Genomic DNA, 10,109 nt, shown 5'->3' on the forward strand with positions numbered 1-10,109 from the left:
GGCGGTCACCGAGCCTTCGAAGACCAGCGGCCGCAGGGCGGCGCGGGCGGTGTAGAGCGCTGCGGTGTACCCCGCCGGCCCGGAGCCGATGATGATCACGTTGCGGACGTCATCTGTCTGCGTCACGGTGGTCACGCCTTCCGCTCGTTGTCGATTTCGGTGATCAGGGCCTCGATGCGGGCGCGGATCTCGTCGCGGATGGGGCGCACGGCCTCCACGCCCTGTCCGGCGGGGTCGTCCAGCTTCCAGTCCAGGTAGTGCTTGCCGGGGAAGACCGGGCAGGTGTCGCCGCAGCCCATGGTGATGACGTAGTCGGAGGCCCGGACGGCCTCGGTGGTGAGCACCTTGGGGGTCTCGGCCGACATGTCGATGCCCGCCTCGGCCATGGCCTGGACGGCGGCGGGGTTGACCCGGTCGGCCGGGGCGGACCCGGCGGAGCGGACCTCTACGCGGTCGCCGGCCAGGTGGGTCAGCCAGGCGGCGGCCATCTGGGAGCGGCCGGCGTTGTGGACGCAGACGAACAGCACGGACGGCTTCTCGGACATCAGGGGGCTTCCTTCGGCTCGTCGGGGACCGGGGTGGCATCACCTCCGGCTGATGTGACAGTATCAGCGCATGCTGACGTCAGTCGACACTGACCTGATCCGGGTGCTCGCCGATCCGCTCAGGATGCGCATCGTGACCCTGCTGGCCACCGAGACCCTGTGCACCACCCACCTGGTCGCCGAGACCGGGGCCAGACAGACCAACCTCTCCAACCACCTGCGCGTCCTGCGCGAGGCCGGAGTCGTGGAGACCGAGCCGTGCGGCCGGTACACCTACTACCGGCTGCGCCCCGACGTCATCGAAGCCCTGGGCCGCTCCTTCACCGAACTGGCCCGCACCGCCCGCACCACCCGCGCCGCCGAGACCAGGAGGGCCTGCCCGTGACCACCACCGAACCCGCCGCCCACCCCCCCGCCACCGGAGACGACTCGATCATCGGGAAACTCTCCACCCTGGACCGGTTCCTGGCAGTGTGGATCCTCGCCGCCATGGCCGCCGGCCTCGGGCTGGGCCGGCTGGTCCCCGGCCTGAACGACGCCCTCAGCCGGGTCGAGGTCGGCGGCATCTCGCTGCCCATCGCGCTCGGCCTGCTGATCATGATGTACCCGGTGCTGGCCAAGGTCCGCTACGACCGCCTGGACACCGTCACCGGCGACAAGCGGCTCATGCTCTCCTCCCTGGTGATCAACTGGATCATCGGACCGGCCGTGATGTTCGCCCTGGCCTGGACCTTCCTGCCCGACCTGCCCGAGTACCGCACCGGACTGATCATCGTCGGGCTCGCCCGCTGCATCGCCATGGTCATCATCTGGAACGACCTGGCCTGCGGCGACCGCGAGGCCGCCGCCGTCCTGGTCGCCCTGAACTCCGTCTTCCAGGTCCTCGCCTTCGGCCTGCTGAGCTGGTTCTACCTCGACCTGCTGCCCGACTGGCTCGGCCTGGGCGACGGCGCCGCCCTGGACATCTCCGCCTGGGAGATCGCCGCCAACGTCGCCGTCTTCCTCGGCATCCCCCTGCTGGCCGGCTACCTCACCCGCCGCATCGGCGAACAGCGGATGGGCCGCGAGACCTACGAACAGCGCCTCCTGCCCAGGATCGGCCCCTGGGCCCTGTACGGACTGCTGTTCACCATCGTCGTCCTCTTCGCCCTCCAGGGAAAGACGATCACCTCCCAGCCACTCGACGTCGCCCGCATCGCCCTGCCGCTGCTGGTCTACTTCGCACTCATGTTCTTCGGCACCTTCGCCCTCGGCAAGGCCATCGGCCTGGCCTACGAGCGCACCACCACCCTGGCCTTCACCGCCGCCGGCAACAACTTCGAACTGGCCATCGCGGTGGCCATCGCCACCTTCGGCGTCACCTCCGGCCAGGCCCTGGCCGGCGTCGTCGGACCCCTCATCGAGGTCCCCGTCCTCATCGCCCTGGTCTACGTCGCCCTCGCCTGGCGCAGGAAATTCACCGCGGCACGGCCGGGGTCATGACGCGGCGCACGGACGTGGTGGTGGTCGGCGGCGGCCAGGCCGGGCTCGCCGCCGGCTACCACCTGCGCCGCCAGGGCCTGGACTTCGTGATCCTCGACGCCCAGGACGCGCCCGGCGGCGCCTGGCAGCACACCTGGGACTCCCTGCGGCTGTTCTCCCCCGCCGCGTACTCCTCGCTGCCAGGGTGGCCCATGCCCGCGCAGCCCGGCCAGACCTACCCGGACGCCACTCATGTCGTCGGCTACCTCGCCCACTACGAGAAGCGCTACGGCCTGCCCGTGCTGCGCGGCGTCCGCGTCCGTGCCGTCCGCCGCGACGGCGCGTTCCTGCGGGTCGAGACCGGTGAGGGGGCCTGGCGGACGCGCGCGGTCGTCAGCGCCACCGGCACCTGGTGGCGCCCGTTCCTCCCGGCCGTCCCCGGGCGGGAGGCGTTCCGGGGCAGGCAGTCGCACACCACCGGCTACCGGAACCCCGGACAGTTCACCGGCCGGCGCGTCATCGTGGTCGGGGGCGGCAACTCCGGCGCGCAGATCGCCGCCGACCTGGCACTGGCCGGCGTGGAGGTGACGTGGGTGACCGCTCGCCCGCCGAGGTTCCTGGCCGACGACATCGACGGCCGGGCCCTGTTCGACGCCGCCACCGCGCGGCGCCGCGCTCTGGACGAAGGTCGCGCCGACACCGGCGGGGTGGCCTCCCTCGGCGACATTGTCGCCGTGCCGCCCGTGCGCGAGGCCAGGGACACCGGGCTGCTCAAGGCGTCCCCGATGTTCGCCCGCCTCACCGCCGACGGTGTCGCCTGGGCCGACGGCACGGCCGCCGGTGCGGACGCGGTCATCTGGTGCACCGGCTTCCGGCCCGCCCTGTCCCACCTCTCGCCACTCGCCCTGCGCGGAAAGCGCGGCCACATCGCCGCCGACGGCACCCTGGCGACGGCAGAACCACGCCTGCACCTGCTCGGCTACGGCGACTGGACCGGACCCGCCTCGGCCACCCTCATCGGCACCGGGCGCCCCGCCCGCGAGGCCGCCATCCGGATCGCGGACTCCCTCGGCCATGCCTCCCCGCGTGGATGACATACGGCGCCAGGGCTCACTCCCCGGCACCGTACGCCGTCCATAACGGGCAGGACCGGTCAGCCGCAGGAACCGCCCGGCCCGCAGGCGGCCGCCCCTGCGGCCGGGGCGCCGTCCGCAGGGGCGGCCAGGAAGCGGCGCAGGTAGGGGGACGGGCCGCCGCGCGAAAGGAAGTCGTCCAACTGCGCGCTGCGTGCGGCCACCGCTCGGAGCAGGAAGTCCACCACAGCGGCCGAGGGCGGGGAGGCATGGTGCGCTCCGCGCCAGGACCACACCCGAGCCTCGGAGCCGTCCCGGTGAGCGGGACACAGCTCGACGCCCGCAGCGCGGAGGGTCGGAGAAGCACCGATTGCCCCAAGAACAGCGTCCTTGGGCCGGACTGGGGGTCAGGGGGTCGCAGGTTCAAACCCTGTCGTCCCGACAGTGCCGGAAGGCGCTTCGATCGAGGAGAAATCCCGGGTCGGAGCGCCTTCCGACGTTTGGCGGCACACCAGACCGGCCGAGGCGCCGTCATCCTCCTGGGGACCAGCCGCGGAATGCCTGCGACACCCGGCGCACCGGTCCCGGCGGCTTCGGCGGGCCGGCCGCCACCGGCAGGCGGGCGCCGGGCGAGCGGCCCGCCTCGGTGATCGGCCGCGGATCCGGACAGCGCTGGGTGGTGGCCGGTGGTCCGTGCCGGGCGGAGGTCACCCGTGGCCGAAGACGCCGGGACCGGGGGTAAGCACGTTGCCGGGGTCGTAGCGCCTCTTCGCGGCGCGGAAGGCCGACCACTCGTCGCCGTAGTGGATGCGCCAGTCCCGGTCCGTGAAGGGCACCGAGCCGATCGGGTAGAGCACCCCTCCGAAGTGCTCGCGCGTACGGGCGAACAGCCGCCTGTTGCGGTCGAGCATCTCCTCGGTGAAGCCCGGGCCGGGGTCCGGGGTGTCGGACACGGTGTTGATGTCGACGACGAACACCCAGGGCGACCCGTCCGGTTCGGGCAGCCGGGGGAAGGGGCGCGTGGCGCGTGCGCGCCGCTGCGGGTAGATCAGGCCGGCTCCGTAGGGTCCGATGTCCCGCGGGGTCAGCGTTCGCATGATCTCGGCGAGGTAGTCCTCGACGGTGGAGCCGGGAAGCCAGACGTCGAACCACGGCTTGACGAGTCGGTCCCAGTTCACCGTCTCCCGCACCGTGTCGATGGCCGTGTCGATCGAGAACACGTAGTCCAGGTAGCCGGTGTCCTGGATGTCCGGTGTGGCGGACAGGCCGCTGAGGAGCGCCCGGTCGTCGGGCTCTCCGGGCGGGTCGTAGAGGGCCGTCGCGTGCAGTTTGTAGGTCGGCGTGGTGTCGGGCGAGGAGAATTCGGCGTAGACGTGGTCGACGCCGGGTCGCTCGATGAGCGTGCGGAGGTCGCGGAAGAACGCGGCGTTGTCGTCGTAGGGGAGCACGTAGGTGCGGGCCCGCTGTCCGGCGGGGACGAGTTCGATGACCGCCTTGGTGATGACGCCGCACTGGCCGAGTCCGCCGAGCACCGCCTCGAAAAGGTCGGGCTTGCGGCGGCGGGAGCAGTGCTCGACGGCCCCGGTGCCGGTGACCACTTCGAGCTCGTGCACGTGGTCGACCTGCAGTCCGGTGCGCAGACCGCCGACTATGCCGCCGACACCGCCCACGGAGAGCGTTCCGCCCACGGTCAGCCCGGTGTAGCCGGTGAGCGCCGGTGGGGTCAGCCTCGGCGACTGCCCGTAGGCGGCGGTGGCCAGGTCCTTCCAGAGGACACCGGCGTCGACTTCGGCGGTGTGCGGGCCGAGCGAGTGGATGCGATCGAGGTACCGGTTCTCGATGACCAGCCCGGCGGAGAGCCCCTGGCCGTAGGTGGTGTGGGCCTGGCCCCGGGGCGATACCGCGATGCGGTGCGTCCGGCAGAAGCGGATCATCACGGCGATGTCGCGCGCCGAGCGCGGGCGCAGCACCGCGCACGGTGTGCGGTGGACGATGTTGCCCAGGTCGGTGGCGACCGCCCCGCGGGACGCCCCGTCGAGCACGAGTTCCCCGTCCAGCCCGGGTGCGGCGGCGAACGACGGGCCCGTCGCGGCCTCGGCCTCCGTGATCCACCTGCGCCCGAGCGGATCGAACCCCACGACCGCGGCGACGGCCCCGAATCTGCCGAGGAATTCACGGCGGCCAATCATGTCGTCTCCCGGTTGAATTCTTCGGCGAAATGACCGGTCATGCCGACCCGCGCAATATGGCTAAGCAATTCGTCGGCGCGCGCTCCGGGCACGGGAAGCTCCTTTCAGGGAGAATTCTGAAGCCCATCGTCCAACGCGTCGAACCATAGTCAGCCCGGGACGCCCGGCGCAATCACGCTTATTTCAAGTTACTGTCAGAGCTTCTTCAAGCCGCGCATTCCGCCGCCGTGCGGCGGGATGCGCGGCCCCGGTGTCCCGGAACGGCCCGAACGACCCGAACGGCCCCGGGGAAAGGGGCCGCCGGACCGGTGCGGGAGGGCGTCAGGACCCCGCGGGTCCGTCCGGCCCGGTGCGCCAGCCGCCGCGGGCCGCCGCCGCGGCGGCGTACTCCTCGAAGGTCCGGGCGGGGCGCCCGGTCACACGGGGCACCGTGTCCAGGGGTTCGGCGTCGCCGAGGGCGCGCAGGGCGGCGAAGGAGGCGAGGTCCCGCTCGACCGACTCCGCGGACCGGCCGAACGAGGTCTGTGCGGCCCGGTAGGCGTCCTGGTCCCCGCGGAACTCCAGCGGCCTGCCGGCGGCGTCGCCGATGACGGCGCACACCTCGCCGAAGGACAGCGCACGCGGACCGGTCACCTCGTACGTCCGGCCGGTGTGCCCGTGCTCCGTCAGGGCACGGGCGGCCACGGCGGCGACGTCGTCGAGGTCCACGAAAGCCTGCCGGCACTCCCCCAGCGGTACCGCCAGCTCCCCGGCGAGCACCGCCTCCCGGAAGGGGCCTTCGTCGAAGTTCTGGTCGAACCAGTCGGCGCGCAGGATCGTCCAGCCGGTGCCGGACCCCCTGACGGCGTCCTCGGCCTCCAGCAGGCGCCGGTCCCCTATCACCTCGATGGCGCGGCTCGACAGCAGGACGATGTGCTCCACCTCGAGGTCCGCTGCCAGGGCGACGAAGCCCGGGTCGACGGGAACGCCGTCGGGGGCCATCAGGAACACGCGGGCGACGCCGCGCAGCGCCGGTTCCCAGGTGCTCTCGTCACCCCAGTCGAAACGGGTGGCGCTGTGCCGCGAGGCGGGCCTGACCGGCGCTCCCAGGTTCCGCAGGTGCGCGACGACACGGCGGCCGCTGGAGCCGGTGGCCCCCATAACGAGGATCGGTGTGGTGCCCATGTCCTCCAGAACGACGGCGGAGGCGGACAGGAAACGGCCCGGATCCGCCGGGGGCCGGCGACCGCGGGGGCCGCGCACCGCGGACATCCCTCTGTAAATCACCTCACAAACCCCTGACATCCCTCTGAATCTCCTGCGTTGACGCCCCGAAAGCGCCGAAGATAACTTCTCATAGCCTCGCCACCATCCTGATCTGAGGCCGGCGGATTTCTCTCTTCTCCCCATGCGCCCGCATTCCCGTGCGGCCTGCCGCGCGTACCGTCCCGCGCGGCGTGTGGAGGTTACTGTTCCGCAGCCATCCGCTATCCCCGAGAATCCGGAAGGAAGCAGAGATGCCCCTGACAGAACGGACGACAGCGCCACGCGCCACGGCGGAGGGGATGAGGCCGCGCATCCACCACGTGGGAGTTCAGACGGCGGATCTGGACAACTGCCTGGAGTGGTATCTGGACTTCTTCGGGGCGGAGAGGAAGTGGGAACTCGACCGCTTCTCCGACCTGACCCTCAGCCGTCTGCCGGGGATCGGCCGGCTGGTCGAGGTCGCGGTCGGCGATCTGCGCTTCCACCTGTTCGACCGGTCCGGCCACAACCGCCGGGTGCCGGAGGACGAGTCGTTCCAGTTCCAGCACGTTTGCCTGCGGGTGGACACCCCTGAGGACCTGGAGGCCGTCAGGGACCGGTGGATCGAGCTGCACGACTCGGGCCGGTTCGCCTTCGCGCGCCAGGATCCGCCCACCGACATCGTCATCGACGACGACGGGGTGCGCAGCCTCTACCTCTTCGACGTGAACGGACTGGAGTACGAGTTCACGCACGTCCCGGAAGGACACCGATGAGCACGCTCACCCCGCCCCTCGCGCCCGGCGCGGTCCGGGTCGGCGACTGGGACTTCGGTGACTTCCCCTACGGCCTGGAGCCCCTGGCCATGCCCCCGGCCGGTCATGCCGGGGCGGGCGCGGAGCACCGGCCGGTCACGCTGCCGCCGTGCGAACCGGAGCGGATCTGCCGGGAACTGCGCGCGCTCACCGGCAGCGGGCCGGCGACCGCCCGCCTCGGCGTGCCCCCGGCCCCCTCGTACGACCAGTTGTTCTGGTTCCGCTGGATCACCGGCCACCAGGTGACGTTCGCCCTGTGGCGCCTGATGGGCCGGACCCTGGAGGAACTGCCCTCGCGGGACGCCGTCCCCGGCCCCGCGGCGATGGAGCGGCTGGAGTCCTACACCCACGGCTACTGCGCCATGCTGCTGTACAGCGGCTCGTGCCCGCGCGCCCTCTACCGGAGCCTGATCCGGCCGGCGATGTTCCTCCAGCACCGGGGCTTCAGCGGCCTCTGGGCCCCGGACTTCACACAGGTGCGGGGGCTGATGCGAGGGCGTCTCGTGCCGTGGCTGCGGGACGGGCGGGCCGCCGGGCTCCGGGCCGCGGTCGACGCCCAGCGGGAGGTCCACGACAGTGTCGCCGCCCGGTTGGTGCCGGGCGGGCGGTCGCTGCTCCAGCAGAGCGTCACCGAGAACCCGGTGCGTCCCTCGGAGCGGACGGCCGTCCTCTACGACAACTTCTTCATGACGCTGCGCGGCCCGGTCCCCGACGAGGCCGTCGCCGCCCAACTGCTGCGCCGGCTGCGGGCGGTGGGCCTCGACCTCGCCGTCAACGGCCTGTATCCGCTGGGCCGGGACGACGACGGCGAGGAGGTCGAGGTGTGGAACGGCTCGGTGGCCGAGTGCGAGCGCCGCCTCGGCACCGTCCTGGCCACTGCGGCGGCCCATGCCGCCGACCTGGCACGGCAGGCGCCGCAGACCGCCTGAACGGACGCCGCCCCGGCGGCACCGTGCCGCCGCGAGCCGAGAGGAGAGTCGAGCACATGCGCCACGGAGTGCTGCTCCTGCCCGAACACCGCTGGCCCCGGGCCCGGGAACGGTGGACCCTGGCGGAGGAGCTGGGATACGACCACGCCTGGACCTACGACCACCTGATGTGGCGCTGGTTGAGCGACAAGCCCTGGTTCTCGGCCGTGCCCACCCTGGCCGCCGCCGCAGAGGCCACCTCGCGGATCACGCTCGGCACCATGGTGGCCAGCCCCAACTTCCGGCACCCGGTGGACTTCGCCAAGGACCTGGTGTCGCTGGACGACGTCTCCGGGGGCCGGATGGTCTGCGGCGTCGGCGCGGGGGCCGAGGGCCACGACTCCCGAATCCGAGGGGACCGGCCCCTGTCGCGCCGTGAGCGGGGAGCCAGGTTCGAGGAGTTCGTGAAACTGCTGGACCGGCTGCTGCGCGAGGAGCGGGCCACCTTCCGCGGGCAGTGGTACACGGTGGAGGACGCCGTGGTGAAGCCGGAGTGCCTGGTCCCGCCCCGCCTCCCCCTGGCGGTCGCCGCCGCCGGTCCCCGGGGCATGGCCCTCGCCGCGCGGTACGCCGACGTCTGGGTCACCAGCGGCGCCCCCAACTCTTTCGAGAGCGAGCGGTACGACCGTGTGGTCCCGCTGCTCAAGGAGCAGCTCGCGGCGCTCGACGACGCCTGTGCGGCCCGGGGGCGCGACCCGTCCACCCTGCGCCGGCTGCTGCTGACCGGCGGTTCGGTCGGGGGGGTACTGGAGTCCGTGGAAAGCTACCGGGACTCGGCCGGGGTCTTCCGGGACATCGGTTTCACCGACTTCGTCGTGCACTGGCCCCGCCCCGACCTCCCCTTCCAGGGCCGGGAAGAGGTGCTGTTCGACTTCGCCGCCGCCGAGCTGGGAGGTGCGCGGTGACCCTCCCCTTCGAGATGGTCGGCGTCTTCGGTGCCGGGACGGGCGGCGGCAGCCCGCTGGCCGTGGTCCACGACGCCGAGGGCCTGGGCACGGAGGACATGCGCCGGATCGCGGCGTGGTTCCGGGCCGACGAGACGGTGTTCGTCCTCCCCCCGACCGTGCCGGAGGCCACGCACAGGGTGCGGGTCTTCACCCGCCGGGGGGAGTCGCCCTTCGGGGGGCACTCGGCCGTGGGCACCGCGGTGGCGCTGGTCCGCTCCGGGCGCCTGCCGTCCGGCAGGGTCGTCCAGCAGTGCGGCGACAAGCTGCTGGAGCTGGACGCGGACGGCGAGCGGGCCGTGATCACCGCCGCGGCACCGCTCCCGGTCCGCGCCCTGGACGCCGCCCCGCTGCTCGGGACCGTCGGCCTCACCGCGGACGATCTGGGCGAGGGCCCGGTCCTGGCCGCGGGCTTCGGGCCGCGGTTCCACCTGCTGCCGGTGCGCCGGGAGGCGGTCGCCGCGGTGCGCCCCGATCCCGAGGCGATGCGGCGCCAGGAGCTGCCGGACGTCTTCGTCTTCCACTGGGACGCGGCCGCCCGTACCGCCAGGGCCAGGCTGTTCGCCCCCGGGTACGCGATCGCGGAGGACCCGGCCTGTGCCTCGGTGGGTCTGGCCCTCGGCGTGTGGCTCCACGCCCGCGGGCCGGGCGGCGGGCGGCTCGCCTTCCGGATCGAGCAGGGTTCCGAACTGGGCCGGCCGGCCGTCCTGGAGTGCACGGTCGACGCCGGGAACGGCCCGCTCACCGCCACGGTCGGCGGACGGGCGCCGCGGGAGCTGGCCGGCGGCCTCGCCGTGCCCGCCGGCCGGGAGTGAAGGCCGCTCCGGCGGTTGCCGAGACGGTGCCGGGAACCGGGGGCGCCGTGCCGCCTGCGGTCCGGAGGCCGGAGG

General features: G+C 72.7%; 12 protein-coding genes. 7 read left to right on the forward strand and 5 right to left on the reverse strand.

All coding sequences use genetic code 11. From position 1 onward, the window contains the following. Together AC2CJA_RS19175 and AC2CJA_RS19180 are read right to left on the reverse strand one after the other, a co-directional pair. A partial coding sequence (locus tag AC2CJA_RS19175; protein WP_484603944.1) for an FAD-dependent oxidoreductase occupies nt 1-126 on the reverse strand: 126 nt, incomplete at its 3' end. Between the two features lie 5 nt (nt 127-131). Beyond that, entirely contained in the window at nt 132-545 is a 414-nt protein-coding gene (locus AC2CJA_RS19180) for an arsenate reductase ArsC (RefSeq protein ID WP_484603933.1), read from the reverse strand. Between the two features lie 70 nt (nt 546-615). Here AC2CJA_RS19180 and AC2CJA_RS19185 point away from each other — a divergent pair, with 70 nt between their 5' ends. Genes AC2CJA_RS19185 through AC2CJA_RS19195 form a run of 3 tightly spaced genes read left to right on the forward strand, consistent with a single transcriptional unit; the run spans nt 616 to nt 3,100 of the window. Further along, the gene (locus AC2CJA_RS19185; protein WP_484603934.1) at nt 616-930 is read left to right on the forward strand and encodes an ArsR/SmtB family transcription factor; all 315 of its coding nucleotides are present in this window, start codon (nt 616-618) and stop codon (nt 928-930) included. Next, nucleotides 927-2,027 carry an ACR3 family arsenite efflux transporter gene (arsB, locus tag AC2CJA_RS19190; RefSeq protein ID WP_484603935.1) on the forward strand — a complete coding sequence of 367 codons (1,101 nt, stop codon included), beginning with the start codon at nt 927-929 and terminating at the stop codon, nt 2,025-2,027. The genes AC2CJA_RS19185 and arsB overlap by 4 nt, the downstream gene beginning before the upstream one ends. Continuing rightward, the gene (locus AC2CJA_RS19195) at nt 2,024-3,100 is read left to right on the forward strand and encodes an ArsO family NAD(P)H-dependent flavin-containing monooxygenase (RefSeq protein WP_484603936.1); all 1,077 of its coding nucleotides are present in this window, start codon (nt 2,024-2,026) and stop codon (nt 3,098-3,100) included. The genes arsB and AC2CJA_RS19195 overlap by 4 nt, the downstream gene beginning before the upstream one ends. Before the next feature lie 59 nt (nt 3,101-3,159). Here AC2CJA_RS19195 and AC2CJA_RS19200 read toward each other — a convergent pair whose 3' ends face one another. The 3 genes from AC2CJA_RS19200 to AC2CJA_RS19210 form a co-directional block, all read right to left on the reverse strand. Continuing rightward, complete coding sequence (locus AC2CJA_RS19200; protein ID WP_484603937.1) at nt 3,160-3,303, reverse strand: hypothetical protein; 144 nt, start codon at nt 3,301-3,303, stop codon at nt 3,160-3,162. A gap of 483 nt (nt 3,304-3,786) precedes the next feature. Beyond that, nucleotides 3,787-5,268: an FAD-binding protein gene (locus AC2CJA_RS19205; protein WP_484603938.1), complete on the reverse strand. Its 1,482-nt coding sequence runs from the start codon at nt 5,266-5,268 to the stop codon at nt 3,787-3,789. Between the two features lie 321 nt (nt 5,269-5,589). Further along, complete coding sequence (locus AC2CJA_RS19210; protein WP_484603939.1) at nt 5,590-6,432, reverse strand: Rossmann-fold NAD(P)-binding domain-containing protein; 843 nt, start codon at nt 6,430-6,432, stop codon at nt 5,590-5,592. 332 nt (nt 6,433-6,764) lie between these two features. On the opposite strand from AC2CJA_RS19210, the gene AC2CJA_RS19215 reads away from it, so the two are divergent. Genes AC2CJA_RS19215 through AC2CJA_RS19230 form a run of 4 tightly spaced genes read left to right on the forward strand, consistent with a single transcriptional unit; the run spans nt 6,765 to nt 10,034 of the window. Continuing rightward, nucleotides 6,765-7,268 carry a VOC family protein gene (locus tag AC2CJA_RS19215; RefSeq protein WP_484603940.1) on the forward strand — a complete coding sequence of 168 codons (504 nt, stop codon included), beginning with the start codon at nt 6,765-6,767 and terminating at the stop codon, nt 7,266-7,268. Continuing rightward, entirely contained in the window at nt 7,265-8,236 is a 972-nt protein-coding gene (locus AC2CJA_RS19220) for a hypothetical protein (protein ID WP_484603941.1), read from the forward strand. The genes AC2CJA_RS19215 and AC2CJA_RS19220 overlap by 4 nt, the downstream gene beginning before the upstream one ends. A 56-nt stretch (nt 8,237-8,292) precedes the next feature. Beyond that, on the forward strand, nt 8,293-9,180 hold the full coding sequence (locus tag AC2CJA_RS19225) for an LLM class flavin-dependent oxidoreductase (RefSeq protein ID WP_484603942.1): 888 nt from the start codon (nt 8,293-8,295) through the stop codon (nt 9,178-9,180). Beyond that, the gene (locus AC2CJA_RS19230; RefSeq protein WP_484603943.1) at nt 9,177-10,034 is read left to right on the forward strand and encodes a PhzF family phenazine biosynthesis protein; all 858 of its coding nucleotides are present in this window, start codon (nt 9,177-9,179) and stop codon (nt 10,032-10,034) included. The genes AC2CJA_RS19225 and AC2CJA_RS19230 overlap by 4 nt, the downstream gene beginning before the upstream one ends. Nucleotides 10,035-10,109 lie beyond the last annotated feature (75 nt).

Source organism: Streptomyces sp. ATLC9, assembly GCF_057196705.1.

What these genes read in the sequence shown, in the direction of transcription:
- AC2CJA_RS19180 (WP_484603933.1), bottom strand. Translation starts at nt 545, where the DNA reads ATGTCCGAGAAGCCGTCCGTGCTGTTCGTCTGCGTCCACAACGCCGGC.
- AC2CJA_RS19185 (WP_484603934.1), top strand. Translation starts at nt 616, where the DNA reads ATGCTGACGTCAGTCGACACTGACCTGATCCGGGTGCTCGCCGATCCG.
- AC2CJA_RS19195 (WP_484603936.1), top strand. Translation starts at nt 2,024, where the DNA reads ATGACGCGGCGCACGGACGTGGTGGTGGTCGGCGGCGGCCAGGCCGGG.
- AC2CJA_RS19205 (WP_484603938.1), bottom strand. Translation starts at nt 5,268, where the DNA reads ATGATTGGCCGCCGTGAATTCCTCGGCAGATTCGGGGCCGTCGCCGCG.
- AC2CJA_RS19210 (WP_484603939.1), bottom strand. Translation starts at nt 6,432, where the DNA reads ATGGGCACCACACCGATCCTCGTTATGGGGGCCACCGGCTCCAGCGGC.
- AC2CJA_RS19215 (WP_484603940.1), top strand. Translation starts at nt 6,765, where the DNA reads ATGCCCCTGACAGAACGGACGACAGCGCCACGCGCCACGGCGGAGGGG.
- AC2CJA_RS19220 (WP_484603941.1), top strand. Translation starts at nt 7,265, where the DNA reads ATGAGCACGCTCACCCCGCCCCTCGCGCCCGGCGCGGTCCGGGTCGGC.
- AC2CJA_RS19225 (WP_484603942.1), top strand. Translation starts at nt 8,293, where the DNA reads ATGCGCCACGGAGTGCTGCTCCTGCCCGAACACCGCTGGCCCCGGGCC.